We start from the raw sequence: 22,354 nt of genomic DNA, 5'->3' as shown, positions 1-22,354 counted from the left end.
AGGAGCCACCAATTTCAGAAAAGCATGGTGACCGAGGCCGGCCAGCTGGCGAGGGCCTTATCTCCCCGCTTGAAGTCAGATCGACCGCCCTCGACATTCTGGCAATGGGCAAGAACCGAGGCGCCTGAGGCACTACGCAGGACATATTCCGTCAGCGCGCCGCGATAGACGATGTCCTCCACCAAAACCTCGATCGACGGTGCGTCCGGCGCGGTATCGCTGACCGGTACCAGGCGCACATGCTCGGGGCGCACCGCCATGTTGGCAACCGAGGCGTGGGTGCGAGTGCCTGCCGGCACGGCAAAGGTCATGCCGTCTCCGGTGCGGAACAGATCCGTGCTTTCGAGGCTGCCGGTAAAGATATTGGTCGCGCCTATGAATTCCGCCACGAAAAGGGTTGCGGGACGGTCGTAGATTTCTTCCGGCGTGCCCACCTGTTCGATACGACCTGAAGACATCACCACGATACGGTCGGCGATACTGAGTGCTTCGTCCTGGTCGTGGGTTACGAAGATCGTCGTCAGGCCGAGTTCGGACTGCAGACGACGCAGATCGGTGCGGACTTCGTAGCGCAGCTTGGCATCAAGCGCCGACAACGGTTCATCGAGCAGGAGGACATCCGGCTCGTAGGCGATAGCGCGTGCCAGGGCGACGCGCTGCTGCTGGCCGCCAGAAAGCTGCGAGGGCATGCGGGTGGCGAGATGGTCGAGCTTGACGAGCTTCAGCGCATCCATCACCCGCTTTTCGGTATCGGCCTTGTCGACCTTGCGCATTTCGAGGCCGAAGGCGACATTTTGCGCGACGGTCATGTGCGGAAAGAGCGCGTAGCCCTGGAACACCAGCCCCGCATTGCGCAGGTAAGGTGGCATGGCCGTTACGTCGCGATTGCCGAACAAGATGCGGCCTTCGCTGACATCCGTAAGGCCGGCGATCATCCGCAGCGTCGTCGTTTTCCCGCAACCGGACGGGCCGAGGAAAGCGATGAATTCGCCTTGGCGAATGTCGAGCGATACGTCGCTTACGGTGGTCAGCGCCCCGTGCCGCTTGACGATGTTTTCAAGAGTGATTGCAGACATGTTTGACTCCGAACGCGTCAGAACGCGCGAGTAAGCTTGAAATAATGATTGGTGACGAGCAGTGCCGCGGTAATCAACGCGATCTGCGCCGCGGCAACTGCTGCGATGGTCGGGTCCACGCTCCATTCGAGATAGTTTACGATCTCAATGGGCAGTGTCGTCTCGCCGGGTGCCACCAGAAAGAGCGATTTTTCCAGGTCGATGAAGGATATGATGAACGAGAACAGCGCGCCTGCCATCACTCCGGGACGAATGATCGGCCATGTCACGCGGCGGAAGGTCGTCCAAGGACGTGCGCCCATGGTGGATGCGGCTTCCCCCAGCTGTCGATCCATGCCGATGAGAGATGCGGTCACCAGGCGGACGGTCCACGGCACGGCGATCAGGCTGTGCGCGATCAACAAGCCAAGGAACGAACCCGAGAGCGGCCATTCAGTTGTGATCTCGACCTCGATCAGAAACATGTAGAGAGCAGCACCGGCGACGATGCCCGGTACAATCAGCGGAGCGATCAGTATCGACTGGATCATCTCGCGTCCGCGAAAAGGCCCGCGCGCCAGAACGAAGGATGCCGGAATGCCGACCAGCAGACTGATAGCGGTGGCTGAGATCGCGAGTTCGAGACTGGCGATCAGGCCTTCCCTGAAACGCGTCATAGTCCAGGCGGCCTCGTACCACCGCAACGTATAGCCCTGTGGCGGGAAGCTGATGATTGCGTTGTCGAAGAAGCTCACCCATATGATCGTCACGAGTGGCAACAGAACAAGCACGACGGCTACCACTGCCACTACAATCATGATCGGCCAGAATATCCGGGCGGAGAAATAGGAATTCCCGTTCATGTCACAGGGCTCCGTAGCGTTTTTGCAGGCGCAGGCTGGAGATGACGGTGAGGATCAGCGTTACACCCATCAGGACGAAAGCGAGCGTCGCCGAAAGCGGCCAGTTGTTGATCTTGATGGCCTGCTCATAGACTTTCGGCGCCATCATCTGAAACTGCGGGCCGCCAAGGAGAACCGGGCTGGCATAGGCGTTCATGCCCTGCACGAAACACAGCAGACAGCCGGAGAAAATGCCGGGCATGGCCAGCGGCAGGGTCACGCGGAAAAACGTGCGCCAGGGTCCGGCACCCATTGTCAGCGCCGCCTCCTCATAGGCCCGTCCGAGCGATTCGAAGACGCTTTGCAGGCTGATGATCATGAAAGGCAATGTCAGGGCAAGAAGGCTTATGACGACGGCGTAACCCGTGTAAAGCATGCGGATAGGTTCATCGACCAGTCCGATCCCTCGCAGCAGCGAGTTGATCATACCGCCGTCGGATAGAAGCATCATCCAGCCGGCGGAACGGACGCCGTTGCCAAGCAACAGCGGGATGATCATGGCCAGAAGCAGTATCGTGCGCAGGAACCGACTTCCGATGCGCGAAATCAGATAGGCTGCCGGAACGCCGAAAACCAGACAGAGCACGGTGCAACAAAAGGCCACGAGCAATGTGCGCCCAAGTATCTGCAGATAAAACGGGTCCGAGAAGAAGGAAGTATAGTTTATAAGACTGTAGCCGGAAATGTCGTAGGCGCCGGGCTCGAAGATCGCCAGACTGTAGCGCGCCATCAGAACGAGCGGGAGCCCCAGGCCGAAGAGAATGAGCAGCATCGAGGGGAGCAGCAGTTCGGCTGACCGGAGGAGCGGGGAGGCACCGGAATTCCGGTGCTCTCCTTTCGATGTCGTGGCCAGCCCGATCACCCCTTGAACTCCTTGTTCCACCAGTCGAGCCATTGAGGGTCGCTCTTCGCGGCATAGGGATAGTCGACCATATGTAGCTTATCGATCTGTTCAGGCGTGAATTCCAGCAACCGCTTGCTCTCGGGCGAGAGAGCGGCGTTATCCGTGGAGACGGTATAGGACGTGGATTCGGCGATCGCCCCCATATGCGCGGGTTCCAGCATGGCGTTCAGATAGGCATAGGCCGCTTCGCGGTTGCGGGCACGCTTGGTGATCGCTGCACCGAAAGCGATGAATACCGCACCTTCGTCGGGGTAGGACCATTTGATCGGCAGACCATCCTTGCCCCACTGGATCGCACGCGCGCTGTAGTTGGCGGAAATCCAGATTTCGCCGGACTGGAAGCCTGCTGCCAGTGCCTGAGCGATGGATATAGGCGCGGTTGCACGGTTTTCTTCATCTCCAGCAGGGCAGGGAAAGCTTTGCTGACATCGCTCATCGAGCCGCCATGTGAAAGGGAGGCCGCGTAGATATAGTTGAAGTGGAGAGCATCGATAACGCCGACGCGGCCGGCATAGGCCGGGTTCCAGAGTTCCGCGAAGCTCTTCGGCGGCTCAGGAATTTTCGCCGGATTGTAGAGGATGACAAGGCCACCGTAGATCGCAGGCACCATGTATGGGGTCCTGAGCTTGTCGAGCACGTGGGGGCTGTTCGGGATCAGGGAGGCGTCAATCTCCTCGAGAACGCCCTGGCTGTTCATCTCGAAGGCATCGGCATCCGTAAGCCAGGTGACATCGACGCTGCTGCGTGGCAGGCGACGCTCGGCCAGAAGCTTGGTCTTGCGCTCTGACGCGGGTGCCAGATCGTGAATGATGTTCAGGCCAGACGTGCCGAAGGCTGGCGCTTCGAAACCCGTCACGATATTATTGTTCCAGTCGCCGCCCCAGTTGGAGACCACCAAATCTCCGGACGGCGCTGCAACAGCCAGGGATGGCATCAGCGCCGCGGCCCCTAATGCCGCAGTGCTGGCCATGAATTGACGGCGGGTCGGCTGAAAGCCGAATTTATTATGCTCGCTCAATGTCCACCTCTTTGTTTTCTAGCAGCCAGGAGTCGATGGCCGCACTTCTGTTTATTTTGCCCTTTCGAGGGCACTGCCTTCTATATGAGCAATGTTTTTCCGTGTTGTTTCAAAAATGTTTCATCTATATTTCATGCGATTATATGCCGGTGTTTGGAGCGGTGGTATGAAAAAGATTCTTCTGATAGAAGACGACGAGACCTTTTCAGTGTTGCTCACCGCCTATTTTCGCACGGCAGGCTATGTGACGGTCCGCGTTGCCTCCGCGCGCGATGGGCTGCAATATTTGTCCACCTCGGGCTGGGTGGCCATCATCGTTGATCTTACTCTTCCGGATGAAGACGGATTGGTACTGATACGTATGTTGCGAGCCAGAACGATGGTACCGATCATTGTGGTGACCGGTCGCCACGCCCGCGAAGATCGGCTGGCCGCTCTCGAGATCGGAGCTGACGATTTCATTCTCAAACCTTTCGAGCCTCAGGAACTCGTGTTGCGATTGAATAATCTCGCGCGCCGCAGCGGTCGCCAGGATGGTACGGATAGAACACATCTTCCCATCGCTGGCGGTGTACTGGATATTGCCGGCCACACACTGGTATCGCCGTCGGGCCAAATGCTAGAGCTGGCAGCCAAGGACTACAGACTTGTCCGTCTTCTAGCCTCAAACCCAAATCGCGTCATAACCCGCGCACAGATTATCGACGCGATCGCCGGATCGGAGCCTCCCGATTCCGAGCGGGCCATAGATATTCGCATTTCACGGCTGCGCAAGAGGTTCGCGATGATCGGCCTGAAGCCGGAGGATTTGCGGACCGTTCATGGGAGCGGCTACAAGCTTGCGTCCTGAGAGGCCCCGCCGCCTTGTTGAATTAACGGCTTATGGGTTCGGAACCAAGCTCTCCGGTATAACTTTTGAGTTGCATGATCGCAGATGCCAGTTCCTCTCGCAATTCCGCCAGTTGCAAGCTTCCGGGGGAAGCTGTCGGCGTCTCGGTATGAGTCGACCGTGCCAACTGTTCAAAGCCGAGCAGGCCCGCAACAGATTCGACTTTATGAAGCGCCCGATAGAGTTCGTCGGTGCTGAAACTGCCGCGCTTCACAATGGCAAGGGCCGCCTGCATGGTCACGACGCTCGACGAAACGATCGCCATGACATTCTCATGACCGATGTCCTCGAGCATGCGGTCGAGCCCACCTCGATCGAACGTGCTGGTCTTTTCTCGCCGCGAAAACCGAACGCGCTCCTGCGGCTCGAGCGAGGATTGGCCTCCGCCCCCCTTGCGCACCGCGGACAAGGCTTCCGCGAGCGACTGGATATCCACGGGCTTCTCTACAAATCCGGTAATGCCGGCATCAAAGTAGTGCCGTATGTCATTCGGCATCACATTGCCGGTCATTGCAATTATCCCCATGCCGTTCGAGGCAAAGCCTCCGGCAATGATCGCATGAGCGAGTTCCACCCCGGACATTTCTGGCATCGATATGTCCAGCAAGGCCGCATCGAAGTTATGCTCCGTCAACAGGAACAGTGCATGTTGCCCGGTTTGAGCCGTCATTACCTTGTGTCCCAGACGCTTGAGCACCGATTCGGCGACGATCAGGTTCGCCGGTTCGTCATCGATCACGAGGACGTCCATCGTCGGCCCGATACCTGTCGAAACTGGTGGCTCCGAACCGCGCGGCGCCGATTGCACGAGCCGGTCAGCGCTGACGATCGGAATATCGATCCATGCCTGGGTGCCACCTTCCACAACAGGCGCCACGCCGAGTGAGACGCCAAGGGCCGCCGCCAGCTCCTCGCTTATGGCAAGGCCGAGACCAAGCCCTTCTATTCCTGACAAACGATGCTCGCGATTTCGTGTGTAGGGGGTAAATAACTGTGCACCCAGCTCACCACCGATTCCCTTGCCAGTATCGGTCACGCTCACGCGCAGGACTGGCAGGTCATCGACCTCCAGTGTGAAGGTATCCAGCACGACCGAACCGCCCGGTGCATACTTGAAGGCATTACCTAGAAGATTGAACATGATCTGCCGAATCCGACGCGGATCCGTCAGCACCTGGCGGGGAATGTCTCGCGCCGTGTGCGACCGAAACGAGACCATGCTTTGTCGTCCCATCAGACGAGCGAAATCCACTATTTCCCGCAGGAGGGCGCGGGTGTCCGTTGGCCTTGTGTCAATGTTGAACTGTCCCGAACGCAAACTGGTAACGTCCAGAAAATCGCCCAGCACATCGCGCATTGCACTGGCTGCGCCAAACAGTGTGTCGAATGTTTGCTGCTGCGATGCCGAGCCTCTCTCGTCCTTCAACAGCTGTGCAATGTTATAGACGATATTTAGAGGATTGCGCAGCTCGTGGCCAACTTTGGCGACGAAGCGGGTACGCGCGGCGAGTTCGTTCTTTGCCTCATCCAGGGCCGCACGAAGATCGGCTTCCCTCTCCTTCAATATGGTGATGTCGGCGCGAATACTGCTGATCGCGCCCGACGGTGTTTTTCGCTCACTGACCTGTATCCACCGCCCATCGGAAAGGTGCTGCTCGAAGAAACCGATATTCGCGTGATGAAATGACAGGCGTTTTCGAGACCATTGTTCGGCATCCTCGTTCAACTGGAAAACGCCGCGTCGCAGGCTTTCGCGCATGACGTCGTGAAAACTCAAACCCGGAGCCATCATATCGGCCACCGTCGGATAAAGTCTTCTATATTGTTCATTACAGACGACCATCCGGTCATCTGGGCCATAAAGTACGAAAGCCTCCGGCAATGCTTCAATTGCCTCGATGAGGACGCGGGTAAAATTCGGATCCGTTTGTTGCGCTTTTTCGAGCGTTGCTATCTGGTCCCCACTGGGTTCGGGCTTGTCCGGATCGCCGGCGTAAATTGGGTGAGAGGCGATTGGATCATTCAAGTGAGTTCCAGCCGGCGCTTTGTAGTGCACGGCACCGCTCGCCATGTTCCCGTCCAGGCAGCCTATGATCACAGCTCCATCGAATATATGCTGACCGGACCATGTTAATATCTTTCCGGAAAAATGCCTTCGAGTGTATGCCGATGATAATAAGGCCCCGATTTTGATCGCCCCGAATCCATCACCTGTCTCTATTACGGGCTCGGGTTCGGTAACTCCAAGATAATCCAGCAGGTCAATTCCCTCGATGCCCCTATTCGGCATTTGCCAGTGCATTGATCTGTCAGATAGATTGAAACTCCAAAGAAGGATCTGATCCACTTTCATAGCTCCTAAATTCGATGATCCGGCTCCGGCCGGCGGCGCATCTCTTTCCAGGGCATTCGGCACCATAGGCTCTGTACTTGAGAGGAAGCTCGTTTTTATGTCAGGAGTTCCGATGATGGTGCAGCGGTTCCCACTTCGGATTCAAGCCACTGTTGGAAAAGATCGGCGTTCGGGTGGGTCTGCTTTTGCTCGGGGCGCACGATGTAGTAGGCGTTCTCTGTCGACATGGGCGCATCTGTGATCGGAGCCAGCGCTCCGGAACGGACTTCGTGTTCCACCAGATATGTCGGCAACAGGGCGACGCCAAGCCCGGCGACGGCAGCGGCTGTGAGCATCGAGAACTGGTCGAAGCGCGGTCCGGGATAGGCGTTGTCCACCGCAACATCATGGAACCGGCACCACTCCGCCCATAGTTTCGGCCTGGTCGTCAGATGTAGAAGCCGGGCATTGCCCGGCGGCGGGCGGCTATCGGCGCTGATCGCGCGTGCAAGTTCGGGACTTGTCATCGGCATCACCGTTTCGTGACAGAGAAATGTAGAAACTCCACCCGCCCAGGCTGGCTGGCCGTAGTGAATAGCCAAATCAAAATTGTCCTCCGCAAAGCTGAAAGGTTTTGAACGGGATTCTATGGTAACTGCCACGTCAGCGTACTTGTGCAGGAAGCGGCCGAGGCGGGGCACCAGCCACTTGGTGCCGAATGTCGGCAATGTGGCTATCCGCAGCGAGGATTTCATCTGTCCCGCAGCGACTGCGCCGATCATCAGCCGTTCCGATCTAAGCAGTAATTCCTTCACTTCCGGTAAAAAACGCTGCCCCGCCTCCGAAAGGATCACCCGGCGGCGAATGCGCTCGAAGAGCTGTAAGCCGGTCTGCTGTTCGAGTTCGGCAATCTGGCGGCTCACAGCGCTTTGCGTAAGGTTCAGCTCTTGCGCAGCCCTGGAGAAATTCTGATGGCGTGCGGCACATTCGAACGCTTGGAGATTGACGATGTCCGGTATCAAGCTTCTACGCATATCTATTCCAATTTAGCATCAACTTAGCGAAATCTCTCACAACTGCGGCAAGAATTAACCGGTTATAGTGCATTTCAAGAATGATGTCGCACAATTTCAGAGGATCGTGCCAGCATGTCCAGTTATGTCTCTACCAACGAAATCCGCGCAATCTTCTCGGGCGCCATGTCGGAAATGTACCGTGATGAGGTTCCGGCCTACGGCACGCTGATGGAACTGGTTGCCCGGGTCAATAATGAGGCGCTGGCGAAGAAGCCGGAGCTTAAGGAGCGCCTTGCTGCAACCGATAGTCTCGAGCGCATTTCCGAGGAGCGCCATGGGGCAATTCGCCTTGGCAGCGCAGAGGAACTGGCGACCATGCGCCGCGTCTTCGCTGTCATGGGCATGTATCCGGTCGGCTATTATGACCTTTCGACGGCGGGTGTGCCGGTTCATTCCACCGCTTTTCGGCCGGTCGGTAACGAGGCGCTGAAGCGTAACCCGTTTCGTGTATTCACCTCGCTGCTGCGGCTCGACCTGATACCCGATGAGGTGTTACGCACTGAAGCCGCCCGTATTCTGGAGCAACGCCGGATATTTACTGTCGGAGCTATCGCACTTACGGAGAAGGCGGAGCGTGACGGCGGCCTGTCGAAAGAGGATGCAGACCGTTTCGTATCGGAAGTGCTGGAAACATTTCGCTGGCATGACAAGGCCAATGTCGATGTGGACATGTACCATCGACTGCACGATGCGCATCGCCTGATTGCAGACGTGGTTTCCTTCCGGGGACCGCACATCAACCATCTCACGCCACGCACGCTGGATATTGATGCGGTGCAGGCGCTGATGCCGGCCTACGATATCGCCCCCAAGGCCGTTGTCGAGGGGCCGCCGACCCGCGAATGCCCCATTCTGCTGCGCCAGACGTCTTTCAAGGCGCTCGAAGAGGCCGTTTCGTTCCCCGATGGCAAGGGCGCGTGGAAAACCGGTTCGCATACCGCACGCTTCGGCGAGATAGAGCAGCGTGGTATTGCGCTGACCCCGAAGGGACGAGGGCTCTACGACCGGTTGCTCGATGAAACGCGAAAAGTGGTTCGCCCGGCTGCCGATGGCTCCAACGCGCGCGAATACGAGGCTGCCCTGGCAAAGACGTTTGAGGCGTTCCCCGATAATTGGGCACAAATCCGCAAGGACGGTCTGGGATATTTCAGCTACTCTCTGGCCCCCAGGGCAACAGATGCCGTGTCTGCCTCCGCGCCTGATCTTGAGACGCTCATCGCAGACGGGCTCGTTCGCTTCGACCCGATTGTCTATGAAGACTTTCTGCCGGTGAGCGCGGCGGGTATATTCCAGTCCAATCTCGGCGATGGTGCGCAGCAGGAATTTGTCGCAAGCCCCAACCAGACACGGTTTGAGGCCGACCTCGGGGCAAGCGTGCTCAACGAGTTTGACCATTACGCAGGCATCGAAAGGGCGTCTGTCGATGCCTGCCTTACCGCATTGGCGGGACGTGCCATGGCCGGTTGACCAGCCGCGCCCGCAGTTTCCAGATTTCCGAACCGGAGTTTTGAACCATGAACATCACCGTGAAATCCACATCCGTTGCAGCAGAAGCCGCCGCCATTCTCGAACGCCTTGGTGTCGAAAAGTCGCTGTACACCGCAGGCGACATGGATTCGTTTTCGCCGGTAACCGGCGAGAAAACAGGTCAGCTGAAAACCGTAACGCCGGCCAAAGCGGCGACGGCAATCGACACGGCTGATGAAGCATTCCGCCAATGGCGGTTGGTCCCGGCCCCACGGCGCGGCGAACTGATCCGTCTGCTGGGCGAGGAACTACGTGCCGCCAAGGCCGATCTCGGTCGCCTCGTTTCCATCGAAGCCGGGAAAATCCCCTCTGAGGGCCTTGGCGAAGTGCAGGAAATGATCGATATCTGCGATTTCGCCGTCGGGCTGTCCCGTCAGCTTTATGGCCTGACGATTGCCACCGAGCGCCCCGGTCACCGTATGATGGAAACCTGGCATCCGCTTGGTGTTATCGGCATTATTTCGGCTTTCAATTTCCCGGTCGCCGTCTGGGCGTGGAACGCGGCGCTGGCCATCGTCTGCGGTAACAGCGTCGTATGGAAGCCCTCGGAAAAAACTCCGCTGACCGCGCTTGCGGCGCATGCGGTGCTGGAGCGGGCGATCAGCCGTTTCGGCGACGCGCCGGAGGGTCTTTCCCAAGTGCTGATTGGTGATCGCGAAATCGGTGAAATCCTCGTGGATCACCCCAGGGTGCCACTGGTTTCCGCCACCGGCTCCACGCGTATGGGGCGGGCTGTCGGTCCGCGTCTGGCGGCGCGCTTTGCCCGCGCCATTCTGGAGCTTGGCGGCAACAATGGCGGTATCGTCTGCCCCTCCGCCGACCTCGACATGGCGCTACGGGCCATCGCTTTTGGTGCCATGGGCACGGCCGGTCAGCGTTGCACCACGCTTCGCCGCCTGTTCGTACATGAAAGCGTCTACGACCAGCTCGTTCCGCGTCTGAAAAGGGCTTATGGCAGTGTTTCTGTCGGTAATCCGCTGAATGGTTCTGCCCTTGTCGGTCCGCTGATCGACCGGCTGGCGTTTGATGGAATGCGGAAGGCATTGGCCGAGGCCCGCCAGCATGGCGGCGTGGTTCATGGTGGCGAGCGCGTCGATTGCGATTCCGCGGAGGCATTTTATGTCAAGCCTGCGCTGGTCGAAATGCCGCAACACGAAGGCCCGGTATTGGAAGAAACTTTCGCACCGATCCTCTATGTCATGAAATATAGCGATCTCGATGCGGTGATCGAAGACCATAATGCCGTTGGCGCCGGTCTTTCGTCATCGATCTTCACGCTCGACATGCGCGAAGCGGAACGCTTCCTTGCGGCCGATGGTTCAGATTGTGGTATCGCCAACGTCAATATTGGCACATCGGGGGCGGAGATCGGCGGAGCCTTCGGCGGCGAAAAGGAAACCGGGGGCGGACGTGAATCCGGCTCGGACTCGTGGAAGGCTTACATGCGCCGCGCCACCAACACCATCAACTATTCGAAATCACTGCCGCTCGCGCAGGGCGTTTCGTTCGATATCGACTGAGGTGTGCTCATGACAATTTCCACCGCCATAGTGGAGGCGGGCTTCAGACCCGCCTCGCGGATCGCCTCGGTCGGCGTTTCGAAAATTCTTCAGATCGGTGCAAGGGCTGCGGCGATGAAGCGCGATGGGCACCCGGTCATCGTGCTCGGTGCCGGCGAGCCGGATTTCGATACGCCGCAGAGTATCAAGGATGCCGCCAAGGCAGCCATCGATGCGGGCGAGACGAAATACACGGCACTTGACGGAACGCCGGCTCTAAAAAAGGCGATCGTTGCGAAATTCAGCCGTGAAAACCACGTTGACTACGCTGTTGACGAGGTGACGGTAGGGACGGGGGCCAAACAGATACTCTTCAATGCCTTCATGGCGACGCTCGATAAGGGCGACGAGGTGATTATCCCTACGCCCTATTGGACATCTTATTCCGATATCGTCGAAATTTGCGGCGGCACCTCCGTCCTGATCCCCTGCGATGCAAGCGCTGGGTTCCGTTTGCAGGCAGAGCAGCTTGAGAGGGTGATTACGCCTAAAACCCGCTGGGTACTTCTCAACTCGCCTTCCAATCCCTCGGGTGCAGCCTATAGCGAAGCCGATTACCGGCCATTGCTCGATGTGCTTTTGCGCCACCCGCATGTCTGGCTGATGGTCGATGACATGTATGAGCACATCGTTTACGACGATTTCCGCTTCGTGACGCCGGTGGCGATGGAGCCGCGCCTGAAGGAACGGACGTTGACGATAAATGGCGTATCGAAAGCCTATGCCATGACCGGCTGGCGGATCGGTTATGCCGGTGGCCCGAAGGCGCTGATAAAGGCCATGGCCGTTATCCAAAGTCAGGCGACATCATGCCCTTCGTCCATTGGACAGGCGGCGTCTGTCGAAGCGCTTAACGGCCCTCAGGAATTCTTGAAGGAAAGGCAGGCAAGTTTCCGCCGCCGCCGCGATCTCGTCGTGTCACGTCTAAACACTATCGAGGGGTTGGAGTGCCGCACGCCGGAGGGAGCTTTTTACGCGTTTTCTGGCTGTGCGGGTGTCATCGGCAAGGTAACACCGAAGGGCAAACGGATAGAGGCCGATCACGACTTCACGGATTATCTGTTGGAAGAGGTCCATGTGGCGGTGGTTCCCGGCTCGGCATTCGGTCTTTCGCCGTTCTTCCGGATTTCCTACGCGACCTCAGAGGCGGAACTGACAGAGGCGCTTGACCGCATCGCGCGGGCATGTGCTGCCCTGCAAGATTGATCAGGCATGGGATTTAAAAGCCGATGATCCCCCGTCTGAAGTCATCTTGCGGAGAACCATGCCTGTCACCCGGTTTTTTTGAGCGTCTCATCGAGGCTGGGTTCAGGGGCGACATCGAGACACGCGCGGCCTCGCGCATCGTTCTCGCTACCGACAATTCCATCTATCAGATGGAACCTGCCGGGGTGCTTTTTCCACAAGATACCGATGATCTGAAGACAATTACAAGGGTTTTATCGGAGCCTGCATTTCGGAAAGTCGTCATTGTTCCGCGTGGCGGAGGCACCGGCACCAACGGCCAGTCGCTGACAACCGGCATAGTTGTCGATTGCTCCCGGCACATGTGCCGTATCCTCGAAATCGATCCGGTCCGCCGGATGGCCCGTGTCGAGGCGGGCGTGGTCAAGGATCAGTTGAACCGCGCACTCAAGTCTTATGGCCTGTTTTTTGCGCCTGAGCTTTCAACATCGAACCGCGCAACGATCGGTGGCATGATTTCCACCGACGCCTGCGGTCAGGGTTCATGCCTTTATGGCAAGACTTCCGGCCACGTATTTGGCCTACGCGTTTTGCTGATGGATGGCTCGGACCTGTGGTCACGCCCGCTGGACAGCGCGGCGTTGAATGAGGCCATGGCCCGGAGTGACCTTACAGGAGAAATTTACCGCACGGTCGAGAAGATTACCCGTGAAAAGGCAGATCGTATCCGCGAGATTTTTCCCGATCTCAATCGCTATATGACCGGCTACGACCTCGCTCATGTGCGGCGTGATAACGGTGATTTCGACCTCAACGCTATTTTGTGCGGCTCGGAAGGTACGTTGGCGATGATCGGCGAGGCGGAACTCAACCTGCTTCCCATTCCTGGCCATGTGGCGCTGGTAAATATCCGCTATGGCGATTTCAACACCGCGCTGGAACACGCACGTGCGTTGACGGCACTTAAAGTCGCCTCCGTCGAGACAGTTGATGAGAAGGTTTTGGGTCTGGCGAAGGGCGATATTGTCTGGAACGGCATCGCCCGTTTCTTTCCGGACGATACAGCCGGTTCAGCCAACGGTATCAATATTGTCGAACTGCTTGCCGACGACGAGGATGAGTTGAAGCGTCATCTGGCGCAGGTGATCGCAGCGCTAGACGCAGATAGCAGTCACCGTGGATACACCATTGCCCGTGGACATCACGATGCGGAAGCAATATGGGCCATGCGTAAGCGTGCTGTTGGCCTTTTGGGCAATGTCGAAGGGCCGGTGAGGCCAGTGGCCTTTGTGGAAGATACCGCTGTACCCCCGCAGAACCTTGCGGAATACATTCGTGAGTTTCGCGCTTTGCTTGATGATGCAGGTGTGTCCTATGGCATGTTCGGTCATGTGGATGCGGGCGTTCTGCATGTACGCCCGGCACTCGACCTCAGCCGTGATGACCACACACCTATGGTCCGTCATATCAGTGATGCGGTGGTGGCGCTGACCCGCAAATATGGTGGCGTATTATGGGGAGAGCACGGCAAGGGCGTGCGCTCGGAATATGTGCCGGAGTTTTTTCAGGATCTTTACCCGGATTTGCAGCGTATAAAACAGGTCTTTGACCCCGATTATCGTCTAAATCCGGGCAAGATCGCGGCTCCGGCTTCAAAGTCCCTGCTGAAAATTGACGAGGTGCCACTGAGAGGGGGAGTTGACAGGATCATCGGTAACGACATTCGTTCCGCCTTCGACAATGCCGCCTATTGCAACGGGAATGGTGCCTGTTTTGATTTCGATGAAACCAGTCCGATGTGTCCTTCCTACAAGGCTACACGCGACAGACGCTATTCGCCCAAAGGCCGGGCGATGCTGATGCGTGAATGGTTGCGGCTGCTTGCAGAAAATGGAAGGGACGCACGCAACGAGGCGGAGGCGCTGCGTATCGGGCGCAAACGTCTGTTGGCGCTGTGTCGTCGGGTGCTGAACTCGCTCGATCCGGCAAACAGGTACGACTTTTCCCATGAAGTTCGAGAGGCGATGGACAATTGCCTGGCTTGCAAAGCCTGTGCAGGTCAATGTCCTGTCAAAGTGAGTGTTCCTGCTTTCCGCGCTAGATTTCTGGAGATGTATTACGGTCGTTATCTGCGCCCGCTGAAAGACCCGCTGGTTGCCGCTATCGAGACCACATTGCCGCTCATGAGGCGGGCAAGGCCACTCTATAATCTCCTTGCAGGAACAGGACCGGGTCGCAGGCTGATGCGTGTTGCCGGGTTGACGGCATTGCCATTGCTGCCTGCTGTTTCTCTTGCCGACCATGCGCGCAAGCTTGGTGCCACCATAGCAACCATTGAAAACATCCGAAAGATGACGCAATCCGAGCGTGAAAGGGCGGTGGTCTTCGTAACCGATGCGTTTACCGCCTCATTCGAACCGGCTGTAGCACTTGCCGCTATCAGGCTGGCCCGCAAAATAGGGCTGGTGCCTCTTCTGGCCGAGCCGCATGTCAATGGCAAGGCGCTGCATGTGCATGGGTATCTGCGGCGTTTCGAGGCGGCGGCAGCGCGCACGGCCCATAGTCTCCAGTCCATTGCCGATTTTGGCGTGCCCCTTGTGGGGCTTGATCCCTCGATGACCCTGACATTTCGCAGCGAATACAAATCTCTGTCTGATGCGCCATTGAAAGCGACCGTCCTGCTGCCACAGGAGTGGCTGGCCACGCAGTCGGAGCGGCTTTCCGCCAGCATATCGCCAATAAAACATGCCAGCTTTGGGCTGCTGCTCCACTGTACGGAGCGCAGCAACGTTCCGGCATCGGCTGGTCATTGGAAACAGGTGTTCGAACGGCTAGGCGTGAGGCTGGATATCGTCAATGCCGGTTGCTGCGGCATGGCGGGAACGTTTGGTCATGAGGCTCGCAACCGCGCCACCTCGGAAAAACTCTATGACATGAGTTGGGCCGCGCCCGTAGCGAAGGCAAACGGGGATAACGTGGTTATGGCCACTGGCTATTCCTGTCGTTCGCAGGCGAAGGCAATAGACGGGAAATTCCTGCCACACCCGCTTGAAGTCATAGACCGTCTGACCGACCAATAAAGTTGGGCTGACGAACTGTAACGCGAAACGCCCGGATGCGCTCATCCGGGCGTTTCGGTTTTTCTTGAGGTGTTGTGCACAGATTGATGTGGGAAGGGCGTAAGGCGCGAGCTTGTCCTCGACCATTCTTTGACCGTGAATACATCACCTTGATAGAGCGCCAGCGAAAAGCTGACGCTCCATTATTGTTATTCGCTCAAAAGTAACGAACTTCCTCGGCCTCGATGCTCAGCGGGTCTTTACCGCGCTTGGTCAGCCACGAATAGACCGGCGGTACGCGATCGGCAATTGATTCAACGTGAATGTCGATCAGGCATGGGCCGGATGTGTAGGCAAAGGCTTCAGCGAGCGCCCTGTCGAGCTCTTTCGAATTGGTGGCGGTCCAGGCCTTGACGTCAAATGCTTCCGCAATTGCCTGCCCACGCGGTGGCATGAAATCCACGCCGAAGCACTGGTTATGTCCCTTCAGCCGGTGCAGCCCCTTGATCCAGCCGAAGGTGCCGTTGTTGAACAGCAGGAGAATGGCCGGAACCTGAAGGCGAACGAGTGTTTCCAGTTCGCCGACCGTCATCCCGAATGACCCATCGCCGAACATGCCGATAGGTCGGCGATCCTTGTTGGCAAACCACGCACCAACCGTAGCGGGCAGCGCAGAACCCAATCCGCCGAAAGCGCGTGGTATCGCGAAGCGGATTCTGCGATCTTTCAACTTCAGAAAACGTGTCATATGCGGCGTTGGCGTTCCGGCGTCAGAATAAATATGAGCCGGTTTGCCGTAAGCTTCGAGCGCTTCGTTGAAGCATCGAACTGCGCGTTCGGGTCGCAACGGGGCGGCTTCAGAGCTTAAAAGCTTCTCGGCATTTTCCCAGAAGTTAGCGCGCAAGTCGTTCAATTCATCGACCCATTCCTGTGTCCGGGCCGCATCATTATCAGCAGGTGCCATTTCAATGAGGCGTTGAAGGACCAGGCGGGCGTCGCCCTGAACCGACAGCACATTCTCGTAGTTGTTGGCCATAATCTCGTGATCGATATCGATCTGGGCCACACGCTTGTTGAGCGTAATTTTCGGGAAGGTCCAGCCAATGGTAACGACCGAGCCCATCCTTGATCCTACAAAAAGGACGAAATCGGCATGTTCCAGAGACCAGTTGGCATGTGGATGAAATCCGTTGTCGCCAATAACGCCGACCGCCAGCCGATGATCGTCAGGCATTGTACCTTGGCCCGTCATCGTGGTGCAGACCGGAATATTCAGCCGTTCAGCCAGCTCCGTCACCTCCGGTCCGGCGCAAGAGCGGTTGACGCCACCACCCGAAACGATCAACGGCTTCTTGCTGCTCGTCAGCATCGACATCACGGCATCCAACTTGTCCTGAGGCGGAAGCGTAGGATATGCAGGGAACTGCCTGCATTCGGCCTCGACGTGAAGCGATACACGTGCCGGATCCACCTCAGCGATAAGCATGTCCTCTGGAATCTGGAGATGGACCGCACCTGGCTTGCCAGAGCACGCAACGCGGAATGCACGACGAATGATTTCCGGCAATTTTTCCGCCGATTTCACTTGCACTGACATTTTGGTGATCGGATCGAACAGGCGAGCGCAATCCAGCTCGGTCAAGACGCCACGGCCTTCACCGGGGAGGGGAATGTCGATCGTCAGCAGAATGACCGGAACCGAGGAGGAGTTCGATTCAGCTACCGGAGGCAGTGAATACATGGCGCCTGCGCCCGATGGGCACTCGAAGACGCCGGGCTTGCTGGTAAAGCGCCCATAGGCATCCGCCATGTAACCGGCAGAGCGTTCGTCGCGTGCCATAACGTGGCGAATCCTGTCTTCTCGCTCCTGCAAGGCCTCATAAAAAGGAACGTTGGTGTCCCCCGGTACGCCGAATATCACTTCGACCCCATATCCGATCAGCATGTCCACCAGAATATCTGCGCCGCGCACGACGGTCTCCTTTCGTTACTTTAAAATTCAATCACAACCTGACAGTGGTTTTGAGGATGATCACTGTGACCGGCCCATGCTGCGGGAAGCATGATGGGATGTTCTCCCAACTTTCATGAGCCGGCCTCACTCAGGCGAAACGCCTTGGCGAAAACGCCTCGATACCAGAGGTGGGTGTTTTGCCGCTAACCATGTCTGCGACGATCCGGCCAGTGATCGGACCGGATGCAAAGCCGACATGTCCGTGTCCAAAGGCGTAGAAAACGTTATTCGAGCGGGAGGACGTGCCAATGACCGGCAAACCGTCCGGTGTGGACGGGCGATGGCCCATCCAGCGGTCCAGCTTCATCTCCGTGCGTGGAGTCAAGTGATCGTATGTGGCAATGGCGTGCTCGATCAGAATGTCGACGCGCTTCCAGTTGGGGGGAGTCTCCACCGATGCCAGTTCGACTTGTCCGGAGAGGCGCAGACCTTTCGAGGTCGGCGTATTCGCCATCTTGCCGTCGCTTGGCATGACTGGATGCGAAGGCCCGTTCTCCTCGGAAACAACAACGCCATGATAGCCCCTCTCGGCTTCGAGCGGGATACGGTCGCCAGCCTCGCGTGCGAGGGCTTTGGACCAGACACCGGATGCGATCACGGCCCTGTCGCAGTTGAGGCGGCCGTTATCCGTCTCGACTGCAATCAGACTGTTATCGTCAAAAACGAAACCGTTGGCTTGCGCTTTCATAAGAGTGGCCCCACGGGCGATTGCGGTCGAAACGATCGCTGCAACGTAAGCGCCGGGATCGACGCAATGGGCGCCATCTTCCGCCAGAACCCCGAAGTTGTAGCGATGGGAAAGCTGTGGTTCCCGTGCGTGCAGTTGCCCAGCATCCAGTTCTTTCCAGCGCAAGCCTGTCATGGAGCGCAGATGCCATGATAATTTCTCCGCCTCGAAATCCTGTCTGCCCGGATAAGCATACAGCAGGCCTTCCTGACGAATGAGATGGCTGAGGCCCAGTTCTTCAGCCAGTTTGAGGTGTCGTTGCGGGCTGTCTCCAAGGAGGGTTGCCAGCGCATGCGCGGTTTTTTCGACCCGCGCGACCGTCGAGCCTGCGATGAGAAATCTCACCAGCCATGGCAGGAGCTTGAGAATATGCCGCCAACGGATGACGAGTGGGCCTTTGGGATTCAACAAATAGCTCGGAATCTGTCTCCACAGACCCGGCATCGACATGGGTACGACCGACGCAGGGCTGATCCAGCAGCCGTGTCCATAGCTGGCGCTCTGACGCCCGCCCGGCTCGCCGGCTTCCAGAATTGTAACTTGATGGCCGTCACGGATTAATTCCAGCGCCGTACTTGCACCCACTATGCCTGCGCCAATTACGATTACGTGCATGTCTATCATTCCCGAGCATTACAACGGTTAGACGATTGCTGATCGATGGGCGCAAAAATTCGTCTCCTGCTGTGACGCGGGAGTTGGGTTCATCGCTTGTCGATCACTTTAATGGACCCCGGGGCAGAACCGGGATGACCTGTTTTTCAGTTTACGTACCAACCAGGACCCGGCAGGAGGGGCGGTCGGCACAATCAGTTCGGACCAAGACCATTATGGAAATGGCTCAGGAAGGATCGCGTCGCCGGTTGAACGGGATTGTCGATCACCTGGCGCGCCTCGCCTTCCTCAACGACACATCCATCACGCATGAAGACGACACGGTCCGCCACGTCGCGGGCAAATGCCATTTCATGCGTGACCAGCAGCATCGTCATGCCTTCGGCGGCAAGAGAGCGGATGACGGATAGAACCTCTCCCACCAACTCGGGGTCGAGCGCCGAGGTCGCTTCATCGAACAGCATGACTTCAGGCTTCATCGCCAATGCCCGAGCGATTGCGACGCGTTGCTTCTGTCCACCGGACAAACTGTCGGGGGGAGCCGTTGACTTATCGGCGAGCCCTACCTTTTCCAGCAGTCCGCGGGCGATCTCCCGCGCCTCGGCTTTGGATTTTCGCAGAACCGTGATCGGCCCTTCCATCACATTTTGCTCGACGTTCATGTGCGGGAAAAGATTGAAGCTCTGGAAAACCATCCCTGTCCTTGCGCGGAAGGCGGCAAGCGCCTTGTCCCCGGGCAGCTTCCGCGTGCTGGAAAAGTCAATTGCCTGATCACCCACGCGAATGAAGCCCTGCTCCGGAACCGTCAGCAGATTGACGCTTCGCAGCAACGTCGATTTTCCTGAGCCGCTGGGGCCAATGAGTGCAACGACGTTTCCTTTCTTCACGTTCAGCGTGATGTCCTTCAGGACCTCGAAGTCGCCGAAGGATTTTTTCACGCCGGAAAGCTCGATCATATTGTGTTCTGACATGATGATAAGCCTTTCGTGATCAGCGGCCTGCACGCGCTTCAAGCCTGTGAGCGAAGCGTGTCAGCGGGAAAAGGAGGATGAAATAGATGACTGCGATCATCGTGTAGGTTTCCAGCGGCCGATAACTTGCGGACGTGATCAACTGGCCCTGGTAAAGCAGATCCGGAACGGCCAGAACCGACAGAAGCGAAGTGTTTTTCAGCTGTAGAACTGTCTGGTTCATCAAGGGCGGGATCATGCGGCGAAATGCCTGGGGTAAAACCACGCGCGCCATGAGCTGATGTCGCCTCATGCCGAGTGCGCGTCCCGCGTCCCATTGGCCAAGATCAACCGAAATGATGCCTCCGCGGATGATTTCGCCGAAAAATGATGCGCCGTAAAGCGTCAACGTGATGAAGGCTGCCGAACCCGGAGACAATTCTATTCCGGTCAGGATCGGCAACGCATAATAGCACCACACAAGCTGGACCAGGACCGGCGTACAACGGAATATCTCGATGAAGCCCGTGATAAGCGCGCCGAGGATTTTTACGTTTGAGAGGCGAGCAAGGGCGACCAGACAACCGACAATCAAGCCTGAAACCGCAGTGCCAATCGTAAACCCGATTGTATAAAGTACACCCGTCCAGATCAGGCTCTGGTACTGTATGAGAAAACTGAAATCCCATTGATATTGCATATCGTTCCCACTTTTTTATTTATCGCGCTTCACCAATCGAGGCTCCTGCATGAAGCCACCGGCCAAGTGTGAGGATATCGAACACCGGAAGGCCAAAACGCTTCGATATCTCCGCTGAAAAAGGCGGCAAGTTCGTGCATTCAAATACGAGCGCGCCGATGGAAGGCTGCTTGTCGACGAGATCCTGAACGGTCTGCAATAACTCGTTGCTGAGGGCCTCGCGGTCATAGGGCTTGTCGCCCTCGATCAACTGGTGAAGCGCTCCGCCTTTGGGCAGTCCGGCAACCGGAGGGACATCCATGACGCCCGCTTCCCGGAAATGACAGTCCGTCAGAGAGTTGAAATCATATGTAATCACTCCGACTTTCTTTCCAGCGGGAAGAAAGGCGGTGATCTGCGGAATTTGCAGCAGGCTGGACGTTGCAACAGGAAGCGTGAGGCGGCTTGCGAGTGCGCTTTGCCGCAGCACCAGAAAACCGCATGATGTCGTCAATGCACAGGCGCCTTCTCTCGCCAGCTCTTCACCGGCAGCCACAAAGGCATCGAGCAAAACCGCATCGTCTTCGCCATTGACGATCGTTCTGGCGCTTGCGCCATTGACAGTTTTGTAGACGACGGGGAACGGCCAGCTGCCAGCGTTACCCACGTCACCCAAAGGACGCTCAAACGTCGTGTCAAGCATCATGATACCAAGCGAGCTGGCCATGGTTTCACCGAAAAATACAATGGCCGCCGTGCGTCACGCAACGGTAGCTCCTGTTGGAAACAGGGACAGGATCACGGGTGACCCTGTCCACACCCGATCATCAGAACTGAATATCGGCCGGAATATCCTCTTTCTGGACGCCGACCAGATCGAGACTTGAGGTAATCCAGCTCGTCACCACGCCGGAAGAGCGATTGAATTCAAGCCAGTTGTCTACAAAAGTCCGGAATCGTGAGCTGTCCTCTGCACGAACGCCAGCACAGGTCGGTTGACGCACGATTGGTCCGGGGACAACGATTTTGCCGACATTCGCGTTCTTCTTGACAGTTACCAGTGACAGCATTGCGACCTGGATGACAGCGTCAGCGCGACCGGTCTGAACCGAGAGCGTTGCCTCGTCGGGAGTCTTCAGCGCGACGAGTGTTGCCTTTGGCAGAACGCGACGGGCGAAAAGATCGTGTGTCGATCCGATATCGACCGCAATGCGGACCTCCGGCTTGTTCAGCTCTTCCCAGGTCTTCGGTTCAAGGCCCGGCTTGGCGATGATGGTGAAGGTATTCTGCATGATCGGACGGGTGAATTCGACCACCAGTGCACGTGACGGTGTGGGGCTAAGGCCAAACATGATGTCGATCTTGTTGGCTTGAAGATCGAGAACCGCATTGCCCCAGGTGGTTTCGCTGATTTCGACTTCAGCCTCGAGCGACTTCGCGAGATCGCGGGCCATGCTCATACAAAAGCCAGACCACTCACCAGTCGCGATATCCTTATGATAATATGGTTCGGTTCCAACGATCCCGGCGACACGCAGTTTCTTGCTGCTGCGTATGCGTTCAAATGTCGAACCAGCAGCGGGTGCCTGAGCGACTGCAGGTGTAGCAAGAGCGGTTGCAACCGCGCCCGCGCCGGCGAGTCCAAGGAGGCTTCCAAAATTACGTCTGTTCATGTCATCCCCTTTTTTACATTATTTGACGGTACTCTTGCTTCTGCGGGTTCCCAGTTATCCGCGTCGCAGTCTCGGCAATTGCCTTTTCCCTTCGGGTTACAGGCACGTTCGCCGGATGAGTCAGTCTTGACGATCTTGCATTTAAAACAAAACATCGAATAATCCGCCTTGCATGAGTTTTAGTCATGAT

Annotated in this window: 16 protein-coding genes and 1 pseudogene; 5 read left to right on the top strand and 12 right to left on the bottom strand. The window is 57.3% G+C overall.

The genetic code is table 11. The features are described 5' to 3' along the window. Positions 1–14 precede the first annotated feature (14 nt). From L904_RS23340 to L904_RS23320, 4 genes and pseudogenes are all read right to left on the bottom strand, one after another. The gene (locus L904_RS23340) at positions 15–1,076 is read right to left on the bottom strand and encodes an ABC transporter ATP-binding protein (RefSeq protein ID WP_020808422.1); all 1,062 of its coding nucleotides are present in this window, start codon (positions 1,074–1,076) and stop codon (positions 15–17) included. Between the two features lie 17 nt (positions 1,077–1,093). Then, on the bottom strand, positions 1,094–1,918 hold the full coding sequence (locus L904_RS23335; protein WP_020808421.1) for an ABC transporter permease: 825 nt from the start codon (positions 1,916–1,918) through the stop codon (positions 1,094–1,096). Between the two features lies 1 nt (position 1,919). After that, positions 1,920–2,819 carry an ABC transporter permease gene (locus L904_RS23330; protein WP_020808420.1) on the bottom strand — a complete coding sequence of 300 codons (900 nt, stop codon included), beginning with the start codon at positions 2,817–2,819 and terminating at the stop codon, positions 1,920–1,922. Beyond that, positions 2,816–3,558, bottom strand: a pseudogene (locus tag L904_RS23320) (PotD/PotF family extracellular solute-binding protein). The gene L904_RS23330 and the pseudogene L904_RS23320 overlap by 4 nt, the downstream one beginning before the upstream one ends. A gap of 487 nt (positions 3,559–4,045) precedes the next feature. Between L904_RS23320 and L904_RS23315 the strand changes: the two are divergent. Further along, positions 4,046–4,729, top strand: coding sequence for a response regulator transcription factor (locus L904_RS23315; RefSeq protein WP_020808418.1), 684 nt, complete (start codon positions 4,046–4,048; stop codon positions 4,727–4,729). 22 nt (positions 4,730–4,751) lie between these two features. Here L904_RS23315 and L904_RS23310 read toward each other — a convergent pair whose 3' ends face one another. Continuing rightward, entirely contained in the window at positions 4,752–7,115 is a 2,364-nt protein-coding gene (locus tag L904_RS23310) for a response regulator (RefSeq protein ID WP_196248057.1), read from the bottom strand. A gap of 101 nt (positions 7,116–7,216) precedes the next feature. Next, the gene (locus tag L904_RS23305) at positions 7,217–8,140 is read right to left on the bottom strand and encodes a LysR family transcriptional regulator (protein WP_031233316.1); all 924 of its coding nucleotides are present in this window, start codon (positions 8,138–8,140) and stop codon (positions 7,217–7,219) included. Positions 8,141–8,248: 108 nt separating this feature from the next. Between L904_RS23305 and L904_RS23300 the strand changes: the two genes are divergently transcribed. Genes L904_RS23300 through L904_RS23285 form a run of 4 tightly spaced genes read left to right on the top strand, consistent with a single transcriptional unit; the run spans position 8,249 to position 15,527 of the window. Next, on the top strand, positions 8,249–9,643 hold the full coding sequence (locus L904_RS23300; RefSeq protein ID WP_020808415.1) for a VOC family protein: 1,395 nt from the start codon (positions 8,249–8,251) through the stop codon (positions 9,641–9,643). A gap of 47 nt (positions 9,644–9,690) precedes the next feature. Next, complete coding sequence (locus L904_RS23295) at positions 9,691–11,223, top strand: aldehyde dehydrogenase family protein (protein WP_020808414.1); 1,533 nt, start codon at positions 9,691–9,693, stop codon at positions 11,221–11,223. A gap of 9 nt (positions 11,224–11,232) precedes the next feature. Continuing rightward, positions 11,233–12,468, top strand: a complete 1,236-nt coding sequence (locus tag L904_RS23290) for a pyridoxal phosphate-dependent aminotransferase (protein ID WP_020808413.1) — start codon at positions 11,233–11,235, stop codon at positions 12,466–12,468. A 23-nt stretch (positions 12,469–12,491) separates the two neighbouring features. Then, positions 12,492–15,527 (top strand): FAD-binding and (Fe-S)-binding domain-containing protein, encoded by a 3,036-nt coding sequence (locus L904_RS23285; protein WP_020808412.1) that lies wholly within the window; start codon positions 12,492–12,494, stop codon positions 15,525–15,527. A gap of 196 nt (positions 15,528–15,723) precedes the next feature. On the opposite strand, the gene L904_RS23280 is transcribed toward L904_RS23285, so the two are convergent. From L904_RS23280 to L904_RS23255, 6 genes are all read right to left on the bottom strand, one after another. After that, positions 15,724–17,478, bottom strand: coding sequence for a thiamine pyrophosphate-binding protein (locus tag L904_RS23280; protein ID WP_020808411.1), 1,755 nt, complete (start codon positions 17,476–17,478; stop codon positions 15,724–15,726). A 130-nt stretch (positions 17,479–17,608) separates the two neighbouring features. Beyond that, entirely contained in the window at positions 17,609–18,862 is a 1,254-nt protein-coding gene (locus tag L904_RS23275) for an FAD-binding oxidoreductase (protein ID WP_031233315.1), read from the bottom strand. 194 nt (positions 18,863–19,056) lie between these two features. Beyond that, positions 19,057–19,833, bottom strand: a complete 777-nt coding sequence (locus L904_RS23270; protein ID WP_031233313.1) for an amino acid ABC transporter ATP-binding protein — start codon at positions 19,831–19,833, stop codon at positions 19,057–19,059. Between the two features lie 19 nt (positions 19,834–19,852). Further along, positions 19,853–20,512 carry an amino acid ABC transporter permease gene (locus L904_RS23265; protein ID WP_020808408.1) on the bottom strand — a complete coding sequence of 220 codons (660 nt, stop codon included), beginning with the start codon at positions 20,510–20,512 and terminating at the stop codon, positions 19,853–19,855. Positions 20,513–20,531: 19 nt separating this feature from the next. Next, the gene (locus L904_RS23260) at positions 20,532–21,218 is read right to left on the bottom strand and encodes an aspartate/glutamate racemase family protein (protein WP_020808407.1); all 687 of its coding nucleotides are present in this window, start codon (positions 21,216–21,218) and stop codon (positions 20,532–20,534) included. Between the two features lie 100 nt (positions 21,219–21,318). Then, positions 21,319–22,164 (bottom strand): transporter substrate-binding domain-containing protein, encoded by an 846-nt coding sequence (locus tag L904_RS23255; protein ID WP_031233311.1) that lies wholly within the window; start codon positions 22,162–22,164, stop codon positions 21,319–21,321. Between the last annotated feature and the right edge of the window lie 190 nt (positions 22,165–22,354).

This window comes from Agrobacterium sp. LY4 (assembly GCF_001526585.1).
Lineage (GTDB): Bacteria > Pseudomonadota > Alphaproteobacteria > Rhizobiales > Rhizobiaceae > Agrobacterium > Agrobacterium leguminum.
This window is presented reverse-complemented; position numbering and strand designations above follow the sequence as displayed.